20 protein-coding genes and 1 tRNA gene are annotated in these 23071 nt (G+C 55.5%); 11 read left to right on the forward strand and 10 right to left on the reverse strand.

Translation table 11 applies throughout. The annotated features are described in order from the left end of the window. Positions 1–3: 3 nt before the first annotated feature. From KFZ77_RS03120 to KFZ77_RS03135, 4 genes are all read right to left on the reverse strand, one after another. The gene (locus tag KFZ77_RS03120; RefSeq protein ID WP_031518693.1) at positions 4–2547 is read right to left on the reverse strand and encodes a TonB-dependent receptor plug domain-containing protein; all 2544 of its coding nucleotides are present in this window, start codon (positions 2545–2547) and stop codon (positions 4–6) included. A 23-nt stretch (positions 2548–2570) separates the two neighbouring features. Beyond that, positions 2571–3404 (reverse strand): TonB family protein, encoded by an 834-nt coding sequence (locus KFZ77_RS03125; RefSeq protein ID WP_051640434.1) that lies wholly within the window; start codon positions 3402–3404, stop codon positions 2571–2573. Between the two features lie 822 nt (positions 3405–4226). Then, positions 4227–4302: transfer RNA gene (locus tag KFZ77_RS03130), tRNA-Phe, on the reverse strand. A gap of 105 nt (positions 4303–4407) precedes the next feature. After that, entirely contained in the window at positions 4408–5127 is a 720-nt protein-coding gene (locus KFZ77_RS03135; protein WP_031518690.1) for a DUF554 domain-containing protein, read from the reverse strand. 494 nt (positions 5128–5621) lie between these two features. On the opposite strand from KFZ77_RS03135, the gene KFZ77_RS03140 reads away from it, so the two are divergent. Further along, the gene (locus KFZ77_RS03140; RefSeq protein WP_031518688.1) at positions 5622–7760 is read left to right on the forward strand and encodes an ornithine decarboxylase; all 2139 of its coding nucleotides are present in this window, start codon (positions 5622–5624) and stop codon (positions 7758–7760) included. A gap of 41 nt (positions 7761–7801) precedes the next feature. On the opposite strand, the gene mltC is transcribed toward KFZ77_RS03140, so the two are convergent. The 3 genes from mltC to mutY all read right to left on the reverse strand — a co-directional run bounded on the left by mltC (position 7802) and on the right by mutY (position 10343). Next, the gene (gene mltC, locus KFZ77_RS03145) at positions 7802–8881 is read right to left on the reverse strand and encodes a membrane-bound lytic murein transglycosylase MltC (protein WP_031518686.1); all 1080 of its coding nucleotides are present in this window, start codon (positions 8879–8881) and stop codon (positions 7802–7804) included. Positions 8882–8988: 107 nt separating this feature from the next. Further along, entirely contained in the window at positions 8989–9261 is a 273-nt protein-coding gene (locus KFZ77_RS03150) for an oxidative damage protection protein (protein ID WP_031518685.1), read from the reverse strand. A gap of 29 nt (positions 9262–9290) precedes the next feature. Beyond that, positions 9291–10343, reverse strand: a complete 1053-nt coding sequence (gene mutY / locus KFZ77_RS03155; protein WP_264386141.1) for an A/G-specific adenine glycosylase — start codon at positions 10341–10343, stop codon at positions 9291–9293. A gap of 155 nt (positions 10344–10498) precedes the next feature. Here mutY and trmB point away from each other — a divergent pair, with 155 nt between their 5' ends. The 3 genes from trmB to KFZ77_RS03170 all read left to right on the forward strand — a co-directional run bounded on the left by trmB (position 10499) and on the right by KFZ77_RS03170 (position 12335). Continuing rightward, the gene (trmB, locus tag KFZ77_RS03160) at positions 10499–11218 is read left to right on the forward strand and encodes a tRNA (guanosine(46)-N7)-methyltransferase TrmB (protein WP_264385418.1); all 720 of its coding nucleotides are present in this window, start codon (positions 10499–10501) and stop codon (positions 11216–11218) included. After that, entirely contained in the window at positions 11218–11544 is a 327-nt protein-coding gene (locus tag KFZ77_RS03165) for a YggL family protein (RefSeq protein ID WP_031518679.1), read from the forward strand. Before trmB ends, KFZ77_RS03165 begins: the two co-directional genes overlap by 1 nt. Positions 11545–11618: 74 nt before the next feature. After that, on the forward strand, positions 11619–12335 hold the full coding sequence (locus KFZ77_RS03170; RefSeq protein ID WP_264385419.1) for a YggN family protein: 717 nt from the start codon (positions 11619–11621) through the stop codon (positions 12333–12335). Positions 12336–12372: 37 nt separating this feature from the next. On the opposite strand, the gene satP is transcribed toward KFZ77_RS03170, so the two are convergent. Further along, positions 12373–12939, reverse strand: coding sequence for an acetate uptake transporter (gene satP, locus KFZ77_RS03175; RefSeq protein ID WP_264385420.1), 567 nt, complete (start codon positions 12937–12939; stop codon positions 12373–12375). A 293-nt stretch (positions 12940–13232) separates the two neighbouring features. Here satP and dnaK point away from each other — a divergent pair, with 293 nt between their 5' ends. From dnaK to KFZ77_RS03200, 5 genes are all read left to right on the forward strand, one after another. Continuing rightward, positions 13233–15149: a molecular chaperone DnaK gene (gene dnaK, locus KFZ77_RS03180; protein WP_031518674.1), complete on the forward strand. Its 1917-nt coding sequence runs from the start codon at positions 13233–13235 to the stop codon at positions 15147–15149. A gap of 82 nt (positions 15150–15231) precedes the next feature. Continuing rightward, on the forward strand, positions 15232–16374 hold the full coding sequence (dnaJ, locus tag KFZ77_RS03185; RefSeq protein ID WP_031518673.1) for a molecular chaperone DnaJ: 1143 nt from the start codon (positions 15232–15234) through the stop codon (positions 16372–16374). Between the two features lie 293 nt (positions 16375–16667). After that, the gene (locus KFZ77_RS03190) at positions 16668–16829 is read left to right on the forward strand and encodes a helix-turn-helix domain-containing protein (protein WP_264385421.1); all 162 of its coding nucleotides are present in this window, start codon (positions 16668–16670) and stop codon (positions 16827–16829) included. Positions 16830–16916: 87 nt separating this feature from the next. Further along, on the forward strand, positions 16917–17618 hold the full coding sequence (locus tag KFZ77_RS03195) for a LysR substrate-binding domain-containing protein (protein WP_264385422.1): 702 nt from the start codon (positions 16917–16919) through the stop codon (positions 17616–17618). 152 nt (positions 17619–17770) lie between these two features. Next, on the forward strand, positions 17771–18115 hold the full coding sequence (locus KFZ77_RS03200) for a phage holin family protein (protein WP_031518669.1): 345 nt from the start codon (positions 17771–17773) through the stop codon (positions 18113–18115). A gap of 49 nt (positions 18116–18164) precedes the next feature. On the opposite strand, the gene KFZ77_RS03205 is transcribed toward KFZ77_RS03200, so the two are convergent. Next, positions 18165–18704, reverse strand: a complete 540-nt coding sequence (locus KFZ77_RS03205; protein ID WP_031518667.1) for a glycoside hydrolase family 108 protein — start codon at positions 18702–18704, stop codon at positions 18165–18167. A gap of 10 nt (positions 18705–18714) precedes the next feature. Beyond that, positions 18715–19170, reverse strand: coding sequence for a winged helix-turn-helix domain-containing protein (locus tag KFZ77_RS03210; protein WP_031518666.1), 456 nt, complete (start codon positions 19168–19170; stop codon positions 18715–18717). A 405-nt stretch (positions 19171–19575) separates the two neighbouring features. On the opposite strand from KFZ77_RS03210, the gene KFZ77_RS03215 reads away from it, so the two are divergent. Both KFZ77_RS03215 and nhaA read left to right on the forward strand, forming a co-directional pair. Next, entirely contained in the window at positions 19576–21663 is a 2088-nt protein-coding gene (locus KFZ77_RS03215) for a glycosyl hydrolase family 18 protein (protein WP_264385423.1), read from the forward strand. Positions 21664–21865: 202 nt separating this feature from the next. Continuing rightward, the gene (gene nhaA, locus KFZ77_RS03220; protein WP_264386142.1) at positions 21866–23041 is read left to right on the forward strand and encodes a Na+/H+ antiporter NhaA; all 1176 of its coding nucleotides are present in this window, start codon (positions 21866–21868) and stop codon (positions 23039–23041) included. The last annotated feature ends 30 nt before the right edge of the window (positions 23042–23071 follow it).

Below are 23071 nucleotides of genomic sequence, written 5' to 3' on the forward strand. Positions count from 1 at the left end.
GCTTTACCAGCTGTACGCTACGCCGAGCCAGAACTGACGGCCGGTTTTATAGGTCAGGGTCGAGGAGGTGGCGCTGCTGCTCTGGGTGGCTTCGATCACGTTGTCGAGCACGTTGAGCACGTCGACGGTCAGCTCCAGAGACTGATTTTCGAAGGTCGGTTGGCGCCAGGCGAAGCGCCAGTCCCAGGTGAAGTAATCCTTGTATTTGGTTTTGCTGTAGCGCGTCGCATCGCCGGTGTAGCTGCCGCAGCCCGGGCCACCGTCCGGGCAGGTGACGGTCTCGGTGGTATAGCCTTCGTAGCCGGAGGTGTAGGTCAGGCTCTGGTTCCAGTTGAGGTTCAGCGCCGGGATCCAGGTGTTCACATTGACGAAGGCGTTCCACGGGGTGTTGAAGTCGAGCGCATCCATATCGGCGCGCTGCATCAGCTTATTGTCGAAAATGACCATCTGATCGTCGCGGTCACTGGTGTCGTAATACGTCTGCGAACTCGATTTGTTATCCGAGATGCTGGCGCCCAGCGACCAGCTGATGTCAGCCATGCTGAAGTGATAGGGGCTGACAGGCTCAGCGCTCAGCGACCAGGTGTTGCCTTCGGTTTTGGCGTTGTTGGTCAGCACGTAGAAACGATCGCCGTTGGCGTCGGTGACCGTCTCGCGGCCAAACTGATCGCGACCCTTACGGTTGACCCATTTCATGGTCCAGACGGTGTCCAGCACGCGCTGCGACAGGCCGAGGGAGATCTCATCGCTGTACGGCGTTTTCAGGTCGGAGACGTCATATTGCGTGCCGAGACTGCGCAGTTCCCCGGTTTCCCACGGGCTTTGCGCATTTTTTCGGGTCTGAATATAGTAGCTGCCGATGCCGCTGCGCAGCTTATAGGCCAGCATATTTTGCCCGTAGTAGCGGTTTGCGCCACCGAACAGGCGGGTGCGCTTGTCGCCAAACACGTCCAGCGAGCCGGCAAGGCGCGGTGCGAGAGTCGTGTTTTTCAGGTAATCGTCATACTGCAGGCGCACGCCGGGCGTCAGCTCGACCCGTTTGAAATTCATGCTGTCCTGCAGATAGATGGCGTAGTTGGTATAGCTGCCTTTGACGCTGCGCTCGGGGTAAAGCGTACGGCTTTTGATGTACTGTTCGCCGTCGATACACCAGGCATCGCCGGGCTGACAGACTACCCCCGGGCTGAGTGTGGCAGTGCCTCGGCTTAACAGCACATCATCAAAGCGGCGGTAGCGGGCATCAAACATATCCACCTGCCAGCCGGCATCAATCTGATGCGTCACGCCCAGGGCGGAGAAGGCATTTAGCTCGGCATCCTGCTTGAGCGTAGTGGTTGTTTTCTCGGTGCCATAATCCCCGTAGCCGCCAAGATAGGCAGTCTGGGAGCCTGTTTTACTCGGAACGCTGGAGCCCCAGTCAATAACATCGGAAACGAAATCGTTCGCATCACGATAACGCCACCAGTTCTGGTAGATATTCGATTCCTGTTCAATCTTATTCTGCTCGTGCTGGTATCCCGCCAGGCTGGTCAGTTTCCCCCAGGTGGCATAGTGTTCCCATTCCAGGTTGGTGCGCCAGCCGCCGCCGTGATTGGTAAAACCGCCGTTTTTAGTGTCGATTTTGTAATACGTAGATTCGTGCGGGGAATACATGCCGGTCAGACGCAAAATATCGCCGTTATCAGCAAACCAGGTGCCTTTTAATAAATACGTTTCCGAGAGGCGTTCCTGATCGGTCCATTTTTCCATATTGGTGTGATATTGCGGAATGGTGGACTGCTGGCGGTTATACGAGAAAATAAATCCGGCGCTGTCATTCAGCGGCTGGTTAAAGGTCGCTGAATAAAAGTTTTTGGTGAATTTCGGCTGATTATAAAAAGCCGTCGCTGCTTCGAAATCCTCTTTTTTATTGGAGTCGATATGATAGCTGGTCCACGCATTGCGGGTGGTGCGCCATGATACTTTCCCGGAGGCCCGGTCGAGAGACGGATCTTTTAAGCGCGCATCCACCACGCCGCCGGTGAAATCACCGTATTTTGCCGAGACATTGCTGTCGTAAACGTCAACCGTATCGATAAGCTCAGCGTTGATCCAGAACGACTGCGCGCCGCCTGCTGGAAGATCGGTCGGGCTGTAACCGTCCGGGCTGGCAGTCAGATCGCCGCCATTCGCACCGGGGTTGATGGTGTTATTGTTTGATAACCCATCAATCATAAAGTTGTTGTTATAAAATTTCTCACCGTGAAACGAGACATTTTCCGGTGCGATTTCCCCTGGGTTCAGGCTGGAATTGCTGTCATTCGCAAAGCGCACGTTAGGGTTATATTTCAGCAGTTCGGTAACCGTGCCATTCCCGGTCGGGCGGTTAGCAATCTTGTCGGCATCAATAATCTGCGTACCCATCGACTGGCTGGTAGGGGCCGAGCGTACCACGATGGTATCGCTGGCCTGTTCTTCCGTTACCGGTGCAGTTTCATTATTATTTTCCGCCAGCGCGCCGGTGGATATAAGGCTTAAAGGTAAAATAAGATGCGCGATCTTATTCATGCTGTTTCCCCAGAGTAAGATAATTAACTAATAAGCTGGATCTGGCCGTCTATTTTAAAAATAACGGTGACGACCCGATCGTTAACTGGCCCGGTGGTGACGTAGCGCCAGCGGGAAATATCTCGCCGTAAATCGCTGCTGAAAACGTCGCGCGGGGTTTCCGCCAGAATACGAATATTGGTGATGGTGCCCGCCGCCGTGATATCGAATTTCACTTTTACCTGGCCTTCCAGGCCCATGGCGCGTGCCCGATTCGGGTAATTCACCCGGCGATGAAGGATGCGCACCACGCTGCTGGTGGCGTTTCCTGCACCCTGCGCGGCGTTGCCGCTTTCGCTTTCACCCGGACGACTGGCGGATGACGCAGCAACCGATGCGACGGCAGGCTGCGGTGCCGGGGTCAGCCGGGTTTCCGCAGGCTTTGGCGACGACGGTGCCTGCGGAGCGCTGCGCGCTGTTTCCCGCGGTGGCGCGGGCTTTTTCGGCGTGGTGACGGGTTTGTTAACGGCTTTCTTCGGTGGCTCGGGGTTTTTCCGCGCGATGGCTTTTTTCTCAACCAGGATATCAGCACGCTCGGCCTCGACGCTTTTTGGTGATGCCGTATGCGTCGTCGCGGGTGCTATTTCCTGCGGCTCTGCGGCTGCGGGTGACGCTGCCAGCAGCATTACCGACATCTCGCCGCCGCTGTGCCCGGCATGGGGAAGGTTGAGCGGAGAAGGAGAGACCGCCTGATACAGGGCGAACATCAGCAGTGCGTGAACGCCCACTGACAGGCACAGCCACAGCCCGGCACGCCCGTTGCGTGCAGCGGGTGCCGGGGTGAAATGCGTAGTCTGTGCCAGATCCTGCGTTATCAACGTAATAGTCCTTCTCTACCGATCGGGGCTTCCCGGTTTGGGCCGCATGGCCGGACGCCGCGGCGTAAACACGAACACAAACCGAACGGTGGTTTTTATTGTTTTGTTTTACAGATGGTTGCGAAGCGCATCGCAAAGAATGCGGATCATAGTGATAATGAATATCGTTTGCAATATCATTATCATGTAAGCATGAGATATATCATGTATTGAGAGGGAGTTGGGTTATAAAGCTGTTTTGGAAGGATTCTATGGGGATTTATGATGCGTAAGGGATGACTGGCGTTTTATTGTGCCAGGTAAGGGGCGAATGCTGGACGTTGTCCCAGGGCGGGTAAGTTTGCGCACGCTCTAGTGCTGCGTTTGTGAAGGTGGGTGCGCTGCGCTTACCCACCCTACGGCTGCGAGGAAGCGAATCATCGAACGGAGTTTGATGGAGAGTCCGCACGCCAGAAAGCAAAAAACCAGCCCGTAGGCTGGTTTTTCTAAATAGTGGTGCCCGGACTCGGACTAACGCCGCAGGCGTTTGAACAGCGCGCCTGTCGCGCTGGCCCCGAAGGGGTGAGCTTCGCAGAAGCGAATCATCGAACGGAGTTTGATGGAGAGTCCGCAGGCCAGAAAGCAAAAAACCAGCCCGTAGGCTGGTTTTTCTAAATAGTGGTGCCCGGACTCGGACTAACGCCGCAGGCGTTTGAACAGCGCGCCTGTCGCGCTGGCCCCGAAGGGGTGAGCTTCGCAGAAGCGAATCATCGAACGGAGTTCGATGAAGAGTCCGCACGCCAGAAAGCAAAAACCCAGCCATAGGCTGGGTTCTTTAAATAGTGGTGCCCGGACTCGGAATCGAACCAAGGACACGGGGATTTTCAATCCCCTGCTCTACCGACTGAGCTATCCGGGCAACGGGGCGCATTAAACCCGATTCGTCACACTACGTCAAATCAAATTTCTCGCTTTCACGCCCGGCCGCGCATTCCCACCGCAGTTTGCGGTTTTTATGAGCAGCTCAGGCAAAAAAGTGCGTCCAGAGTGCGGAAAGCGGCATCGCCAGCAGCAGGGCGGGAAGCAGGTTGGCGACGGCAAACATCTTAATGCCGCAGATGCGCAGCCCGGTTGCCAGCAGCAGCAGTCCACCGGTGGCGGTAAAATCGGCCATCATCATCGGCGTGGTTAACGGCAGGATAAACACCGCGCCGGCGGCCAGCGACAGCTGAACCAGCAGCATCGGCAGGCTGATGACGGCCACGGCAATCCCTAAAGTAGTGGCAAAGATAGTGGCGGTGAAGAAATCGAGAAACGCTTTGGCGATAAGCACGCTCGCATCGCCGGTCATTCCCTCCTGCATGGCACCAAAAACACCGGTGCCGCTGGCGCAGAACAGAATAATAATGGCGACAAAACTCTGCACAAACGACTCCTGCGCAGCGCTGGTGCCTTTGCCTGGCCGGAGGCGTGCCGCCAGATTACGCGCGCCGATCACCGCGTTATTAATGCCCGCTTCGATATTGCACAGCTCACCCAGTAGCGCGCCCAGCAGGGTGGCCAGCACCATCACCGGCAGGTTGGCGCATTTGATCACCAGCAGAATACCGATGCCCAGCGAGGCAAGTCCGAAAATGGCAGGCATGGACGCGCGCAGCCGCTCCGGGAGACGCTGGCTCAGCAGGGCGCCGATAATGCCGCCGAGCAGTACCGCGCCAGCATTGATAAAAGGTCCGGTTACCATATCAGGCTCCTGATGCCCTGCTCGCGGCAGGCGGAAAGAGAGTGGAATGCCATGTTATTCATTAATTTCGCTTTTTTATTCGTGGTTAAAAAATAACTGTTATTAATTTTAATAGCTTAGCGTGGCTGGCTGCAAATGCTTTGCCTGCGCACCGGTCATCGGGTTGCGCCAGCAAAAAGAAGCTGCCATGATTGCGCCAGTTTTTTCCTTTCTACGGGGTTGCGACATGACCAGGCTTACTGCCCACGCCTTCGTGCTTGCATGGCGACATCGCCTGATGCCGCGCGCCCGTTTCCCGCTCTTTACCGTCTCGTCCTCCGCCGCTATGCGGTGAGGGTGCCGCACGCTCACTGCCGGACAGCAGTAAAACCAGACGCGGTCTGTATTTACTGATGTCTTGTGGTCGCAGCTGGAACCCAGTCAGGCCCATTATGAGAGCAGCGCCCGCGCGCTTCTCCGGTCACTTACTTTCCTGAATACGGTTATTTGCGCTTATGAAATCGATGAAAATTGCCGCCAGTCACGACGTGATTGCCGCACTTTCCACTCACCGCGAGGTGGTTGCGCTGGACAGCACCGATTTTACCGACGTGGCGGCGGTGGTCCTCTCTGTGGTGGACAGCCGCAGCGGCATTCTCGCGCTGCTCAAACGCACCGGCTTTAATCTGCCGGTATGGCTCTGGGATGAGGCAGGCGAAGCGAGCGTGCCCGATATCAGCGGCGTGCTGAGTGGCAGGGCGCAGGACTTTCTTGAGCTGGAAGCGGCAGCCTGCCGCTATGAAGAGGCGTTGCTGCCGCCGTTTTTCGACACCCTGCGCCAGTATGTGGCGATGGGCAACAGTACTTTCGCCTGTCCGGGCCACCAGCACGGGGCGTTTTTTAAAAAGCATCCGGCGGGGCGGCAGTTTTACGATTTCTTCGGTGAGAACATCTTTCGCGCCGATATGTGCAATGCCGATGTGAAGCTCGGCGATCTGTTGATCCACGAAGGGTCGGCCAAGCACGCCCAGAAGTTTGCCGCAAAGGTATTTCACGCCGATAAAACCTATTTCGTGCTGAACGGTACCTCGGCGGCAAATAAAGTGGTGACCAACGCCCTGCTGACGCGCGGCGATCTGGTGCTGTTTGACCGCAATAATCATAAGTCGAACCACCACGGGGCACTGATCCAGGCCGGGGCGACGCCGGTTTATCTGGAGGCGGCGCGCAACCCGTTTGGCTTTATCGGCGGCATTGACGCGCACTGCTTTGACGAGGCGTACCTGCGCGAGCGCATTCGCGACGTGGCGCCGCAGCGCGCCGACGACGCGCGCCCGTTCCGGCTGGCGGTGATCCAGCTCGGGACCTACGACGGCACGCTCTACAACGCGCGTCAGGTGATCGACACCATCGGTCATCTGTGCGACTACATTCTGTTTGACTCCGCGTGGGTCGGCTACGAGCAGTTTATCCCGATGATGGCGGAGTGCTCGCCGCTGCTGCTGGAGTTAAATGAGAACGATCCGGGCATCTTTGTTACCCAGTCGGTGCACAAACAGCAGGCCGGGTTCTCGCAGACGTCGCAGATCCATAAAAAGGATAATCACCTGCGCGGCCAGGCGCGGTTCTGTCCGCACAAGCGGCTGAATAACGCCTTTATGCTGCATGCGTCTACCAGCCCGTTCTATCCGCTGTTCGCTGCTCTCGACGTGAATGCGAAAATCCATGAAGGGGAGAGCGGACGCCGGCTGTGGGCCGACTGCGTGGCGCTGGGGATCGAGGCGCGCAAAGCGATCATCGCCAACTGCACCATGATCAAACCCTTTGTGCCGCCGGAGATCGCCGGACGGCCCTGGCAGGATCACCCCACCGATCTGATTGCCCGGGATCGCCAGTTCTTCACCTTCGAGCCGGGCGCACGCTGGCACGGCTTTGAAGGTTACGCCCGCGACCAGTATATGGTTGACCCCTGCAAGCTGCTGCTCACCACGCCAGGGATCGACCCGGAGAGCGGGGAGTACGCGGATTTTGGCGTGCCGGCCGCGATCCTCGCCAACTACCTGCGCGAGAACGGTGTAGTGCCGGAAAAATCGGATCTCAATTCGATTCTGTTCCTGCTCACCCCGGCGGAAAGCCCGGAGAAAATCGCGCAGCTGGTGGCGATGCTGGCGCAGTTTGAGCAGCACATCGAAGACGATACGCCGCTGGCTGACGTGTTGCCGACCATCTACAACAAATATCCGGTGCGCTACAAGGGCTATACCCTGCGCCAGCTCTGCCAGGAGATGCACGATCTCTATGTCAGCTTTGACGTGAAGGATCTGCAGAAGGCGATGTTCCGCCGCGCTGAACTGCCGGAGGTGGTGATGAATCCGCAGGATGCCAATATTGAGTTTATTCGCGGCAAGGTTGAACTGGTGCGGCTGAGCGAGGCGAAAGGGCGCATCGCGGCGGAGGGGGCGCTGCCTTACCCGCCGGGCGTGCTGTGCGTGGTGCCTGGCGAAGTGTGGGACGGCGCGGCACTGCGCTATTTCCTCGCGCTGGAAGAGGGGGTAAACCTGCTGCCGGGCTTCTCGCCGGAGCTGCAGGGCGTCTACAGCGAGACCGATGCCGACGGCATCAAACGGCTCTACGGCAATATGGTGAAGCACTAAAGCGCTGATAAAAAAAGCCCCTCTGGTGAGGGGCTTTTTTACTACTGCCGACGATAGCTCTTCTGGGCGGTATTCACCTTGTAGAGGTAGCGCCGCGACTCCGCCGACGGATGGCGGGTGGTGAGCGTCTGGTACACATCGCCCGGCGTCATGGTGTTGATGATAGCCGCCGCCTCGATCTTGTCGCTGGAGAACACGCGTAGCACGCTGCCCGCCCCGCCGTTGTACGCGGTGATCACCGCATAGCGCCGCGAGGTAGGATTCATGATATCGCCCAGGTACACATCGTTCAGCATCGCCAGATAGGCGGTACCGGTATCAATGTTGTTGGCCGGATCGAACAGGAAGCTGCGGCTCGGCGTGCCGGACTTGCCCTGCGAGCGGAACACGTCTTTACCCGCCGAATGCTGGACCACCTGCATCAGCCCCAGCGCGTCGGAGCGGCTGACGGCGTAGGGGTTGAACGAGGATTCGGTCTGCATAATCGCCAGGATCAGCGATTCATCAACGCCGTATTTACGCGAGGCCTGACGCACCATGCCGAGATATTTATGCGCACGCTTATCGAGGTGGTTTGGCACCAGATTGATGGTCACGCTGTAGATAATGCGCAGCCCGGCCTTGCGGCTCTTCAGGCGATTTTGCAGCAGCCAGTCGGCGTATTGAGTGGCGCGTCCTTCCCAGCGGATCGGCTGACCGGTATGGTCCAGCACCTGTCCGTACAGGAACGGCTCTTTGGAAATCTGAATGTCATTGGCGTCGGAATAGAGGTCCACGCCGCTCGGATCGTCGCCCATCAACAGAGTCATGATAATAGCCTGGCGCAGACGCGCGGCGGGATCGGTGCCGGCGATGGTCTCGACGGTCAGCGTACCGGCTTCGAAATTAATATGGCTGCGGGTCTGGTACTGATCGGTGTACTTCACGTAGTCCTTGGGACCGGCGATCAATACTTCATTGAAGCCCCAGATGTTCTCAATATTGTTGGCAAACTGCCCCATCAGAATATCGAAACCGTTGGTGTCCTTCACATAGGCTTCGTTGTAGCTGTCGCCCTTGTTCGAGCCGGAACAGGAGACGAGCAGGGGGGCCAACAGGGCCAGCGCTAAAAGTTTTTTCATGCTTCCTGGATTGCGTGTTGTGTTGAACATGGGGGGCTGAATCACTTCCACTTTTCACCAGGTTTGCCGCGCCTGAGGCTGACGCCCCAGACGGGAAAACGTTATTGTTACTTTTCTGGCGGGGTGAAGCCTTCGATATGCACCTCTTTGCCTTCGAACAGGAAGTTAACCATCTCCTGCTCCAGCAGTTTGCGGTGTTCCGGGTTCATCATGCTGAGCTTTTTCTCGTTGATCAGCATGGTCTGCTTATGCTGCCACTGCGCCCAGGCCTCTTTAGAGATCTCGTTGTAGATGCGCTTACCCAGTTCGCCAGGGTAGAGCTGGAAATCCTGGCCTTCAGCGTCGCGCTGGAGAAAGGTACAAAAAATGGTTCTGCTCATGTCTTTTCCTCTTATGAACGGGGCGATGTTCAGGCGATAGCGCCGGTGCGTAACTGCTGTAGCAAGCGCTCAACCGGCGCGGCCAGCCCCACCGACGGCGGCTGGGCTAAGTTATACCAGAGTGCGCTGCCCTCATCCATGCACGCGGCAAATGAGGACACGGGAAGCCACATCGGCACAATATCTAAATGAAAGTGGCTGAAAGTATGACGAAACGCGGTGAGCTGGGTCAGGCCGCGCTCAGCGATGGCATGCTCGCGCAGCCAGTCGCGCAGCCCCTGTTCATCGGCAAACTGCGGGAAGCAGTACAGGCCGCCCCACAGGCCGCTCGGCGGGCGCTGCTCCAGATAAACTTTCCCTTCGTGCTGCATCAGCAGCAGATAGCCGGTGCGCTCCGGCAGCGTCTGCTTCGGTTTTTTGCCAGGGTATTCCGCCCAGCGCTGGGTAGCATAAGCAACGCAGCCGCTGTTCAGCGGGCAGATTTCACACTTCGGACGCGAGCGGGTGCAGACCATGGCACCCAAATCCATCATCGCCTGGTTGAAACGCTCCACGCCCTGCGCCGGCGTGACGTCGCTGCTGATCGCCCACAGCCGGTTTTCCACCTCTTTTTTACCCGGCCAGCCGGCCACCGCGTAACAGCGGGCCAGCACGCGCTTCACGTTGCCATCGAGGATTGGGTAGTGCTGCCCCAGCGACAGAGAGAGAATCGCCCCGGCGGTAGAGCGTCCGACGCCGGGAAGGGCGGCGACCTCCTCAAAGGTGGTCGGGAAATGCCCGCCGTGAACCGTCGCGACCTGCTGCGCGGCTTTGTGCAGATTGCGGGCGCGGGCGTAATAGCCCAGCCCGGTCCACAGGTGCAGCACCTCGTCGAGCGGGGCGTTGGCTAAATCGGTGACCGTGGGGAAACGCGCCATAAAGCGCTCGAAGTAGGGAATAACGGTGGTTACCTGGGTTTGTTGCAACATCACTTCTGAGAGCCATACTTTGTAAGGCGTTTTCTCAATTTGCCAGGGCAGGGTTTTACGCCCGTATTTGTCGTACCACGCCAGCACCTGGGCGGAGAAGTGAGAGGCTTGCATCATTAATGCCGGGCTTCCGTAATGGGTAACAGGGGGCCAGATTCCAGCACAGCGGCTGTACGCTGTAAACCGGAACTTTCCGGTGCTTGCATCCGGTAACTAACTTTGGATAATGCCCGTTTGCCTTCCTATCAACTCAAGCAGACTAATTTTTTATGAATAACGACGTCATTTCACCGGAATTTGATGAAAACGGACGCCCGCTGCGCCGTATTCGTAGCTTTGTCCGCCGCCAGGGACGCCTGACCAAAGGTCAGCAACACGCGCTGGACCATCTCTGGCCGGTGATGGGCGTGGAGTACACCGCGCAGCCGCTCGATCTGGTGGCGCTGTTTGGCCGCGATGCGCCAACCACGCTGGAGATTGGCTTCGGCATGGGTGCGTCGCTGGTGACCATGGCGAAAGCCAATCCGCATCAGAACTTCCTCGGGATTGAAGTTCACCAGCCGGGCGTGGGTGCCTGCCTGAGTGCGGCTCAGGAAGAGGGCATCAGCAATCTGCGCGTGATGTGTCACGACGCGGTGGAAGTGCTGGAGAAAATGATCCCGGATAATGCCCTGACCATGGTGCAGCTGTTCTTCCCGGACCCGTGGCATAAAGCGCGCCACAACAAGCGCCGCATCGTGCAGGCGCCGTTTGCCGAGCTGGTAAAAGGCAAGCTGAAGATGGGGGGCGTATTCCATATGGCGACCGACTGGGAACCTTATGCCGAACATATGCTCGAAGTGATGAGCCAGCTCGACGGGTATAAAAACCTGTCACCGACCCAGGACTATGTACCGCGCCCGGAATCGCGCCCGGTAACCAAATTTGAGCAGCGTGGCCACCGTTTAGGCCACGGCGTATGGGATTTAATGTTTGAGAGGGTGAAATAATGGCAACGCAACGCAGCCGTCGTTTACGTAAAAAGATGCACATCGATGAGTTCCAGGAGCTGGGCTTTTCGGTGGCGTGGCGCTTCCCGGAAGGGACCAGCGAAGCGCAGATCGATCAGACGGTAGAAGATCTGATCAATGAAGTGATTGAGCCGAACAAACTGGCGTTTGACGGCAGCGGCTATCTGGCATGGGAAGGGCTGATCTGCATGCAGGAGATCGGCAAGTGCACCGAAGAGCATCAGGCGCTGGTGCGCAAATGGCTTGAGGATCGCAAACTCGAAGAGGTGCGCACCAGCGAACTCTTCGACGTATGGTGGGATTAAGCATGAACAGCGGGTCGGCTTGCCGGCCCGTTTTTGTCTGAGAGCCAGGCCCTGATGGATGTGAGGAAGAGTTTATGATGCGTAAAACGCTGCTGGTGGCGCTGATGGCAACCGCCGTAAGTGCTCATGCGGAATACAAATGCAGTGTCACACCAAAAGATGATGTGATTTTAAGCCCGCAGACCGTGCAGGTCGTGGGTGAGAATGGCAACCTGGTCATTGGCCCGGACGGCGGCGTGATGTTTAACGGCAAACAGGTAAGCCTCACCGCCGCCCAGCGCGAGCAGGCCAGGGATTATCAGACCGATCTGCGCTCGGCGCTGCCGTGGATTGACGAAGGTGCCCGTGCCCGCCTCGAAAAAGGCCGCGTGGCGCTCGACAAAATTATCACCGAGCAGGTGGGTTCCAGCAGCAACATGCGCAAGCGCCTGACGACCCTTGATGGTCAGCTGAAAACCCAGATGAACCGCATTCTGGAGCGCCGCAGCGACGGCATGGCATTCCATTACAAAGCCATCGACCAGGTGCGAGCGGAAGGTCAGCAACTGGTGAATCAGACCATGGGCGGCCTGCTACAGGACAGCATCAACGAGATGGGTGCTAAAGCGGTGACCTCCGGCGGCGGCAATCCGTTGCAGGGCATTCTCGGCAGCATGGGCGGGCTGCAAAGCGCGATTCAGACCGAGTGGAAAAAGCAGGAAAAAGATTTTGAAGGTTTCGGAAAAGCGGTGTGCGCCAGGGTGGTGTCGCTTGAAGATCAGCGTAAAACGCTGGTATCCGGCCTGAAGTAACCGGTACGCCTCTCCCCACAAGGAGAGGCGTTTTTACTTATTTTGGCTCGCCAATCGGCAGCACGGTGCGACCGTACTGCTCGTTCAGCACTTCGCCCATCGCCAGGTAGACCGCGCTGGCGCCACACACGATGCCAATCCAGCCCGCAATGTGAACGATGCCCTCGTTATCCAGCAGATGACCCACGGCCAGCAGGGCGAACAGCACCGTCAGGCTCAGAAACACAAACTGCAGGACGCGCGCGCCCTTCAGGGTGCCGAAGAACATAAACAGCGTGAACACGCCCCACAGCGCCAGGTAAACGCCGAGGAAATGCCCGTTTGCCGGCTCGGCCATACCAAATTTCGGCATGACCAGGATGGCCACCAGCGTCAGCCAGAACGCGCCGTAAGAGGTAAACGCCGTCAGACCAAAGGTATTACCTTTTTTATACTCCAGCAGACCCGCGAAAATCTGCGCCAGGCCGCCGTAAAATATGCCCATCGCAAGGATGATGCCGTCTAACGGAAAAAGCCCGATGTTGTGCAAATTGAGCAGAATGGTGGTCAAGCCAAAACCCATCAAGCCCAGTGGAGCCGGATTAGCCAACTGAGTGTTGCCCATAGATCCTCAAAATCATCATTAAATTTATGTTAGTGATATTCCCGGTGCGAAAACGCTTTTCGGCCGGGCGCGGCATCATAATCAGGCGCATGGGTGGCGTCTATGATCTCGCCACAGCGAAACGAAAAATTTTTTGCATCGCCCCCTTGATGGCGGGCGGAGCGACCCCATCTTGTAGACAACCGCAGTGAGGGAACCTGAAAAATTAAAAGCGGGGCAGTTGAAACAGCACGTTTCGCCCTTATTACAGGTTCACAACCACATGATGACGAATTTTTAGTGGAGACGTTTAGATGGGTAAAATTATTGGTATTGACCTGGGCACAACCAACTCTTGTGTAGCGATTATGGATGGCACCACAGCACGCGTGCTGGAAAACGCCGAGGGTGACCGTACTACCCCTTCAATCATTGCCTATACGCAGGACGGTGAAACTCTGGTAGGTCAGCCGGCTAAACGTCAGGCAGTGACGAACCCGCAGAACACCCTGTTTGCGATCAAACGCCTGATCGGCCGCCGCTTCCAGGACGAAGAAGTGCAGCGTGATGTTTCCATCATGCCGTACAAAATCATCGGCGCTGACAACGGCGACGCATGGCTGGACGTGAAAGGTCAGAAAATGGCACCGCCGCAGATTTCTGCTGAAGTGCTGAAAAAAATGAAGAAAACGGCGGAAGATTACCTGGGCGAACCGGTAACTGAAGCGGTTATCACCGTTCCGGCCTACTTTAACGATGCGCAGCGTCAGGCGACTAAAGACGCCGGCCGTATCGCGGGTCTGGAAGTAAAACGTATCATCAACGAACCGACCGCTGCCGCACTGGCTTACGGCCTGGATAAAGAAGTTGGCAACCGCACTATCGCGGTTTACGACCTCGGTGGTGGTACCTTCGATATCTCTATTATCGAAATCGACGAAGTTGACGGCGAAAAAACCTTCGAAGTACTGGCGACCAACGGTGATACCCACCTGGGTGGTGAAGACTTCGACAGCCGCATGATCAACTACCTCGTTGAAGAGTTTAAGAAAGATCAGGGCATTGACCTGCGCAACGATCCGCTGGCGATGCAGCGCCTGAAAGAAGCGGCAGAGAAAGCGAAAATCGAACTTTCTTCTGCACAGCAGACCGACGTGAACCTGCCGTACATCACTGCAGACGCGACCGGTCCGAAACACATGAACATCAAAGTGACCCGTGCGAAACTGGAAAGCCTGGTAGAAGACCTGGTAAACCGTTCTATCGAGCCGCTGAAAGTTGCTCTGCAGGATGCTGGCCTGTCCGTTTCCGACATCCAGGACGTTATCCTGGTCGGCGGTCAAACCCGTATGCCGATGGTGCAGAAAAAAGTTGCTGAGTTCTTCGGTAAAGAGCCGCGTAAAGACGTAAACCCGGATGAAGCAGTGGCCATCGGTGCTGCGGTTCAGGGCGGCGTTCTGACCGGCGACGTAAAAGACGTACTGCTGCTGGACGTTACCCCGCTGTCGCTGGGTATCGAAACCATGGGTGGCGTGATGACGGCGCTGATCAGCAAAAACACCACCATCCCGACCAAGCACAGCCAGGTGTTCTCTACTGCAGAAGACAACCAGTCTGCGGTAACCATCCACGTGCTGCAGGGTGAGCGTAAACGCGCCGGTGATAACAAATCTCTGGGTCAGTTCAACCTGGATGGCATCAACCCGGCACCGCGCGGCATGCCGCAGATCGAAGTTACCTTCGATATCGATGCTGACGGTATCCTGCATGTTTCCGCGAAAGACAAAAACAGCGGTAAAGAGCAGAAGATCACCATCAAGGCCTCTTCCGGTCTGAACGAAGAAGAGATCCAGAAAATGGTGCAGGAAGCGGAAGCTAACGCCGAGTCTGACCGTAAGTTCGAAGAGCTGGTTCAGACCCGCAACCAGGGCGACCACCTGCTGCACAGCACCCGTAAGCAGGTTGAAGAAGCGGGCGAGCAGCTGCCGGCTGAAGACAAAACCGCTATCGAGTCCGCACTGAGCGAGCTGGAAACCTCACTGAAAGGTGAAGATAAAGCCGATATCGAAGCGAAGATGCAGGCGCTGGCGCAGGTTTCCCAGAAGCTGATGGAAATCGCACAGCAGCAGCACGCCCAGCAGCAGACGGGTTCCGCTGACGCTTCTGCGAACAACGCGAAAGAAGACGATGTAGTCGACGCTGAGTTCGAAGAAGTAAAAGATAAGAAATAATCGCCCTTGAACGGGTAAGACTGACACGGGCGTTGAGGATTTCCTCCACGCCCGTTTATTCATGTTGAGGGCTGTAACAGCGATGGCGAAAAGAGACTATTACGAGGTTTTAGGCGTTCCGAAAACAGCGGAAGAGCGTGAAATCAAAAAGGCGTATAAGCGCCTGGCCATGAAGTTTCACCCGGATCGTAACCAGGGTGACAAAGAGGCCGAAGGCAAATTTAAAGAGATTAAAGAAGCCTACGAGATCCTGACCGATGCGCAGAAGCGCGCGGCCTACGATCAGTACGGCCATGCGGCCTTTGAACAGGGCGGCATGGGCGGTGGCGGTTATGGTGGCGGCTTCGGCGGCGGCGGTGCCGACTTCAGCGATATCTTTGGCGACGTATTCGGTGACATCTTCGGTGGCGGCCGCGGTCGTCGCGCCGCGCGTGGCTCCGATTTGCGCTACAACATGGAGCTGACGCTGGAAGAAGCGGTACGCGGCGTGACCAAAGAGATCCGCATTCCGACGCTGGAAGAGTGTGATGTCTGCCACGGCAACGGCGCTAAACCCGGTACCCAGCCGCAGACCTGTCCGACCTGCCACGGCGCAGGCCAGGTTCAGATGCGTCAGGGCTTCTTTGCGGTACAGCAGGCGTGTCCGCACTGTCAGGGCCGCGGTACCATCATTAAAGATCCGTGCAACAAATGCCACGGCCACGGTCGCGTGGAAAAATCCAAAACCCTGTCGGTTAAAATCCCGGCGGGCGTGGACACCGGCGACCGCATTCGTCTGGCAGGCGAAGGTGAAGCCGGCGAGCACGGCGCACCGGCAGGCGATCTCTATGTTCAGGTGCAGGTAAAACAGCACCCGATCTTCGAGCGCGAAGGCAACAACCTGTACTGTGAAGTGCCGATTAACTTTGCGATGGCAGCCCTGGGCGGCGAGATTGAAGTGCCGACCCTTGATGGTCGCGTGATGCTTAAAGTGCCGAGCGAAACCCAGACCGGTAAGCTGTTCCGCATGCGCGGTAAAGGCGTGAAATCGGTACGCGGTGGCGCGCAGGGTGACCTGCTGTGCCGCGTGGTAGTTGAAACCCCGGTTAGCCTGAACGAAAAACAGAAGCAGCTGCTGAAAGATCTGCAGGAGAGCTTTGGTGGCCCGACCGGCGAGCACAATAGCCCGCGGTCAAAAAGCTTCTTCGACGGTGTGAAAAAGTTCTTTGACGATCTGACGCGTTAATCTTTTTGCGCGGTGATACCCCACCCCGATTCCGAAATGGAGGTCGGGGTTTTTTATTTCCTCAATTGGCGAAGCTGCTCATTATTTCTTCTTATTAAGAAGAATCTTATTATGTTTTCTTAAGTCAAAGTTATCAAATGATTCGCTGCAGTTAGTCTGCTGTTGATAATTTATTTTTAGTGATTTCGCTTTACTGCCTCTCTGTACTTCAAATGATAATAAAAGTTATCAAAGCCAATTCTAATAACGTTATAGTCTCGTTTCTTCAATAAATTCATGCCTGGTGAGGGGATATGAGCGCTAACCCTGTAATCAAGGATTTCGATTTAAATTTGATTAAGGTTCTTGATGCGGTGATTAGCGCTGGCAACGCCACCCGTGCTTCGAAGCGGCTTCAGGTAACGCCCGCCGCCATTTCTCAGGCACTACAGCGCCTGCAAAATGTTTACAGCTAAGAGCTGTTTGTCCGCACCCGCGAAGGTCTGGCACCCACCAGCCGGGCACGGGAAATTCACAGCGCTTACAGCCAGGTGCTGGATATTGTGGCTTCCACCCTTGAGCAGCCACAGCGGCCCGGAGTAATGCAGGAATTAACCATTCTGGGTAATGATATTAATGAGCAGTATTACTTCTCCCAGCTCTTCGACTATGAACCCTTCACGCGCTATCTGATCAAATATTGTTCCACCACGCCGCAGAACCCCCAGCATCATAAAGAGTCGCTCACCAGCGGCACGGCTGATATGGCATTAACCCTGAAGCCGCTCGTCGATAATGCGGTGGAAAATGTCGCTATCGAACATTTTCATGATTATTGCGTGGTCTGCGCGCTGCATAATCCGCTGGCAGAACTACCTGATCTGACGTTATATAACTTTTTTTCATTTCCCCATGCGGTGTACCAGTCTGATGCGCTGCCGGTATTAGCGGAAGGAAAGCGCAATACTATTCTCCCGGAGTTAAACAGTGCACGCTCACGGCGCATTGGTTACCGTACCGACTCGATCAATGGACTTATCAGCGCGGTGGAAAACTCTTCCTGCATCGCCGTATTACCCTACCGGCTGGCGCGTTTTTTCCAGATCCAGAAAAAATACAGTATTGCGTTGTTAGCCCTGCCCGAAGAGCTAAAATTCAGCTCACAAACTCTCTACGCTAACTGGTATCGTAAAAACAGGCACCTGGCAGACGTGAAAGAGATCGTTGCCATGATGCAGACGATCGCATCATTCAGAAAATGGTGAGCTGTGAGCCCTCTCGCCGCCGTTGTTATCGCAATTTCAGGCGTCTCAATAATTTAATTGCATGTTATTATTAGGCTGCTAAGTTAATTCTGGTTAGTATTTCCCCATCGCAAGATGACTTACACAATTAACTTAATGATGAGGACTATCTCATGAGTGTTGCAGCACATATTTCTTCTTCCCGTATTATTCTGGTTGAGCTGGAAATATTAATAACCGTAATTATGATTGGTGGCTGGGGAGGCTTTGTTTGTTTTCTGATGAAACGCGAAGAAAACTCTGAGGTTCATCGCAATATTATGGATTGCCTCGCACAAATAGCGATTTCATGCTTTACCGGATTTATCGTAAGCGTAATCGCAATCGATCGGAACTTAAGCTTTAATATGGTGATGCTGGCCGCTGGCCTGGGTGGGGTATTCGCATCACCAATCCTGCGGCTGTTAGGTGATAAGGTGAAAGCCTATATTGTGAATAACACGCTGGTAAAAAAATAATCCGCATGAAAAAAAGCCCGAATAATATCGGGCTTTTTCTGTTTCATATTTACGCAATTTTCACCCGCTCTCTAATCCAGCCGTAAATAAATTCTTCATTTACTTCCCGTGCTTCACTGATCATCAGATAATATTCCCCCTGACTGCAGTTCAATGCCTGTAGCAGAACGTTTTCCCCCTCTTTACCACGCCAGGCAAGATAGCTTTTCAATGCTTCAATAGTTTTATTTCCGATAGCGCCATCAATAATTAAGTCGGGATATTTTTTAGCGGTTCGGTTGAAGATATTTAACCAGCGTTGAAGCCAGCGCGACGGATGCGCCGGACCGACATTAGTGCCGGCATCACATAGCTCGAATGCGAGTGGCAGCGACAGGTCGGCTACGCGATAGAAACCTGGCGCTATCCAGTAATCCTGCTCCAGAATGCGATAGGCTTCCTCACGGGACAGGTCCTGCATATCCCCCTCATATCCATGAGCGCGCGCGGTTTTTTCGGTGATCCCCCAGTTGGTAGGACCACCCCGGTCAGCAGGATTATTAACGTAACCACCTTCTATATTCAGTATGCCATCAATTATCGGATTCATAAGGATTTCCTTAGCTATTGGGGGTCGATTGAAGCATGTCGAACACGGCATAAAGCGAGATCAGAGAGAGTGCAAAAGCGGTAACGATCACCACTTTCCAGATACCGTAGCGTTTGCGGATCTTCTCCTCGGGCAGGACATCCACGGTGATCTGCTGGTTAACGCGAATGCCCATGCGGGGAATGGTGACAAAGAAGTCATTGATCCCGAGGGTGCGTAAGTCTTTGCGGATAAGGTAGAGCAGCTGCGTCAGGTTCGCGTCGCTGACGAACTGACCGCGCTCTCCCCATAATGCGGAGGTCATTTTTTGTTTATCAATAATGCCTTCAGCAGCATTTTCGATAATGAAACTCAGACAGCGGGCGCGCATTGCCGTCATTTTTATTATTAATGCACTATCGGTATTCTTTATTTCATTTCTTGCTTCGTTATAAATGCAATTGTGATTAATGAGATAACGCTTCATGGGTCACCTTGGTTAAATTTATAATGAGAGCTGTATTTGTTGGGGCTGGCCTGATACTAGAAAGCGAATAAATGGCTGACAATCACTGTCTTATCATTGTTGCGATTGTTGATGCGTAATAGACGCCGGACTCGCAGAAAAGCAGCCAAGTTAAACCGTGCTAAATATCCACGTAATTTCCGCTAAAAAATACATATATAGTATATTGAAAAGCAGTAAGGCCGCGCATTGCGCACCATTGGCACACTTACCCGCTGACGCGTATATATCTATAACTAATTATTGCGGTTGATAATCTCATGTAATACCAATTGAGGGTTTGTGACTCGATATTCCTTACGGGCTGTTTACTATCAGCTTCACAGCTACCCGCTGTTTAATAAACCCACGTAAAAGGAATATGAAATGGCAACAAGTAAATTAATCAAAAGCGACAGCCTGACTGAAACCAGTAATGCTGCGGATGGTTTTAAACCGGCAAGTGAGGTGGAAAAATATAGCTATACCTCCGCGCGTGTCGCAATTCCGGTATACAACAAATATAAAGCCGCCAGTAAGCCAAAAGTATTTGGCTACTATACCGACTGGTCGCAGTATGACGGCCGCCTGCAGGGGGATGACTCCGCCAGTAACCGCGGTCGCGGCTACGATCTGGCCAACGTCTCGCCAACCGCCTATGACAAAATCGTCTTTGGCTTCCTCGGGATTGTCGGCGATAAAGGCGAAAAACAGTACACCATTGAGAACGCTGCGGCGCTGACCAACAAGAACACCAATGAACCGACCTTCCTCGATCCCTGGGGTGACTTTCAGTCATATGTTAACTGCGGCCACACCACCAGCGGCTGGGACATTGACCCGGCGACGGTAACGCAACAGAACAGCAAAGGTTTGCTTGGCGGGCTGCGCGATCTGCAGCAAAAAGCGAAGCAGCAGGGCCATACGCTTGCGCTTTCCATGAGTATCGGCGGCTGGACCATGAGTAATGGCTTCCACGAAATGTCGAAAACTGATTCTGCACGCAAAACTTTTGCCGCGGGCGTGGTGAAACTGTTCAAACAGTTCCCGATGTTCAGCGAAGTGGATATCGACTGGGAATACCCGAATGCGCCGGGCAACGGTAACCCGCACGGCCCGGAAGATGGTGCCAATTACGCACTGGTGATTGCCGAGCTGAAAAAGCAGCTGACTGCCGCCGGGCGCAGCGACGTAAAAATCTCCATCGCCAGCTCAGCCGTGGTGGAAACCCTCGGCTACTCCAACGTGAAGGCGCTGCTGAATGCCGGTCTGTATGGCATCAACGTCATGACCTATGACTTCTTCGGCACCCCGTGGGCAGAAACCCTGACCCACCATACCAACCTGACGCCGCTTACCGCTGGCGGCTGGAGTATCGAAGCGGTGGTGGATTATCTGATTGCCGAAGGCTTCCCGTCAGACCGCATTAACATCGGTTACGCCGGGTATACCCGAAATGCGCGCAATGCGGAAATCGAGAACTTCTCGCCGCTGAAAGGCAGTTACTCGCCCGGGCAGGGCACTACTACCGGTTCCTTTGAGTCGGGCAGCACCGAATGGTATGACACCATCTATAACTACCTTGACCTGGAAAACCAGAAAGGGCGTAACGGCTTTAACGTCTATACCGATAAAGTGGCCAACGCGGATTATCTCTGGAACCCGCAGAGCAAACTGTTTATGTCGCTTGATACCCCGCGTTCGGTCAAAGCAAAAGGCGAATATGCCGCGCGTCGTAACCTCGGTGGGCTGTTTACCTGGACTATCGATCAGGACAACGGCGTGCTGGTGAATGCCGCCCGCGAAGGGCTGGGTTACGAGATCGCCACCCAGGTGATCGACATGAAGCCGTTCTATTTCGAAGGCATCAACGTGGCGGATACCAGCGGTGGCGATAACGTCGAGCCGCAGCCGTCGGTGAACCATGCACCGGTCGCGGCGATTCAGCTGCGGGTCGTGGGTGGCTCGCGTCTGCAACTCTCTGGCGAAGCATCAACCGACGCCGACCATGATGCCCTGAGCTTTAGCTGGGGTGTGCCGTCCAGCGTCAGCGTCGCGGATAAAAGCGCATCGGTGATTGAGTTTGAAGTGCCGGTGGTGACCCAGAGCAGCGAACTGCAGTTCACGCTGTTTGTGCGTGACAGTAAAAATGAACCGTCATCGCAGCAGCGCTTTGTCGTGACCGTGGTTCCCGCCGCGTCGTCTTCCGGCTCGGATACGCCTGTGCCGACCCCAACGCCGGAACCCACCCCGACGCCAACCCCGACGCCAACGCCTGTGCCGGATGACAGCGCCAGCGGTACGGCACCTTATCCGCTGTGGGATGCGAATACCATCTACGGCGCGAAGTGGGGCACTTTCGAGAAAGTGAGCTGGAAAGGCCATAATTATCAGGTGAACTGGTATTCCCAGGGTGAACAACCGGATCTGAACAGCGGGCAGTACAAAGTCTGGACCGATATCGGTACCTACTGATTTTCCCTCACCTTTTATCCGCATCATCCACGTTTCTCTGCGGATACCTTGCCCTGACGCGCTCCGGTCGGGGCTTTTTTATTGGTTCAGCCTTAGATTATATTTCGTAATTACCGAGTTAATTGGCAAAGATAAACTGCTTTTGACGAGTAATAGCCTGGCTTATCATGGCGGTTGTGCTAATTTCCTGAGAGTAATCATGATGAAACATTTGCAACGCTTTTTCAGCAGCGACGCGGCGGGCGGCGTGGTGCTGATTTTTGCAGCCGCGCTGGCTATGCTGCTGGCGAACCTGGACGCCACGGCGGGAGGTTATCAGGGTTTTCTCGCCACGCCGGTTGAAGTGCGCATTGGCGCGCTCGATATCAATAAAAACATGCTGTTGTGGATCAACGATGCGCTGATGGCGGTGTTCTTCCTGCTGATCGGCCTTGAGGTGAAGCGCGAGATGGTGCAGGGGTCGCTGGCAACGCGGCAGCAGGCTGCTTTTCCGGTCATTGCCGCTCTCGGCGGAATGCTGGTGCCGGCGCTGTTCTATCTGGCGTTTAATTATCAGGATCCGGTTACCCGTCAGGGATGGGCCATTCCGGCCGCTACCGATATCGCCTTTGCGCTTGGCGTGCTGGCGCTGTTAGGCAGCCGCGTGCCGCCAGCGCTGAAGGTGTTCCTGATGGCGCTGGCTATCATCGACGATCTGGGTGCCATCATTATTATCGCGCTGTTCTACACCCATGAGCTGTCGATGGTATCGCTGGGGATTGCCGCTGCGGCGATTGCGGTGCTGGCGCTGCTCAATTTACTCAACGTGCGCCGTACGGGGATCTATATTCTGGTGGGCGTGGTGCTCTGGACGGCGGTGCTGAAATCTGGCGTACACGCTACCCTTGCCGGGGTGATTATCGGCTTCTTTATTCCGCTGAAAGAGCAGGCTGGAAAGTCGCCGGCCCGCTCGCTGGAGCACGTGCTGCACCCGTGGGTTTCCTGGCTGATCCTGCCGCTGTTCGCGTTCGCTAACGCCGGGGTATCGCTGGATGGCGTGACCCTGAGCGGACTGGGCTCGGTGCTGCCGCTGGGCATCATCGCCGGACTGGTCCTCGGGAAACCCATCGGCATCACGCTGTTCTGCGCGCTGGCGGTGCGCCTGCGTCTGGCCTCGCTGCCGGCGGGAACCTCGCTCAAAGAGATTATGGCCATCGGGGTGCTGTGCGGTATCGGCTTCACGATGTCGATCTTTATCGCTTCGCTGGCGTTTGGCGATGTGGATGCCGGGCTTATTGCCTGGGCCAAGCTCGGCATTCTGAGCGGGTCGATACTCGCTGCCGTTACGGGTTACGCTCTGCTGCGTGCGCGCTACTCACGTCCGGCGCAACAGGCATAACGCCATCACGCCGCTCACATGGGGTGAGCG

Source organism: Siccibacter colletis (genome assembly GCF_025914095.1).
GTDB classification, from domain to species: domain Bacteria; phylum Pseudomonadota; class Gammaproteobacteria; order Enterobacterales; family Enterobacteriaceae; genus Siccibacter; species Siccibacter colletis.

What these genes read in the sequence shown, in the direction of transcription:
- KFZ77_RS03120 (WP_031518693.1), bottom strand. Translation starts at nt 2,547, where the DNA reads ATGAATAAGATCGCGCATCTTATTTTACCTTTAAGCCTTATATCCACC.
- KFZ77_RS03135 (WP_031518690.1), bottom strand. Translation starts at nt 5,127, where the DNA reads ATGGTAACCGGACCTTTTATCAATGCTGGCGCGGTACTGCTCGGCGGC.
- KFZ77_RS03140 (WP_031518688.1), top strand. Translation starts at nt 5,622, where the DNA reads ATGAAATCGATGAAAATTGCCGCCAGTCACGACGTGATTGCCGCACTT.
- mltC (WP_031518686.1), bottom strand. Translation starts at nt 8,881, where the DNA reads ATGAAAAAACTTTTAGCGCTGGCCCTGTTGGCCCCCCTGCTCGTCTCC.
- KFZ77_RS03150 (WP_031518685.1), bottom strand. Translation starts at nt 9,261, where the DNA reads ATGAGCAGAACCATTTTTTGTACCTTTCTCCAGCGCGACGCTGAAGGC.
- mutY (WP_264386141.1), bottom strand. Translation starts at nt 10,343, where the DNA reads ATGCAAGCCTCTCACTTCTCCGCCCAGGTGCTGGCGTGGTACGACAAA.
- trmB (WP_264385418.1), top strand. Translation starts at nt 10,499, where the DNA reads ATGAATAACGACGTCATTTCACCGGAATTTGATGAAAACGGACGCCCG.
- KFZ77_RS03165 (WP_031518679.1), top strand. Translation starts at nt 11,218, where the DNA reads ATGGCAACGCAACGCAGCCGTCGTTTACGTAAAAAGATGCACATCGAT.
- KFZ77_RS03170 (WP_264385419.1), top strand. Translation starts at nt 11,619, where the DNA reads ATGATGCGTAAAACGCTGCTGGTGGCGCTGATGGCAACCGCCGTAAGT.
- satP (WP_264385420.1), bottom strand. Translation starts at nt 12,939, where the DNA reads ATGGGCAACACTCAGTTGGCTAATCCGGCTCCACTGGGCTTGATGGGT.
- dnaK (WP_031518674.1), top strand. Translation starts at nt 13,233, where the DNA reads ATGGGTAAAATTATTGGTATTGACCTGGGCACAACCAACTCTTGTGTA.
- dnaJ (WP_031518673.1), top strand. Translation starts at nt 15,232, where the DNA reads ATGGCGAAAAGAGACTATTACGAGGTTTTAGGCGTTCCGAAAACAGCG.
- KFZ77_RS03190 (WP_264385421.1), top strand. Translation starts at nt 16,668, where the DNA reads ATGAGCGCTAACCCTGTAATCAAGGATTTCGATTTAAATTTGATTAAG.
- KFZ77_RS03200 (WP_031518669.1), top strand. Translation starts at nt 17,771, where the DNA reads ATGAGTGTTGCAGCACATATTTCTTCTTCCCGTATTATTCTGGTTGAG.
- KFZ77_RS03205 (WP_031518667.1), bottom strand. Translation starts at nt 18,704, where the DNA reads ATGAATCCGATAATTGATGGCATACTGAATATAGAAGGTGGTTACGTT.
- KFZ77_RS03210 (WP_031518666.1), bottom strand. Translation starts at nt 19,170, where the DNA reads ATGAAGCGTTATCTCATTAATCACAATTGCATTTATAACGAAGCAAGA.
- KFZ77_RS03215 (WP_264385423.1), top strand. Translation starts at nt 19,576, where the DNA reads ATGGCAACAAGTAAATTAATCAAAAGCGACAGCCTGACTGAAACCAGT.
- nhaA (WP_264386142.1), top strand. Translation starts at nt 21,866, where the DNA reads ATGAAACATTTGCAACGCTTTTTCAGCAGCGACGCGGCGGGCGGCGTG.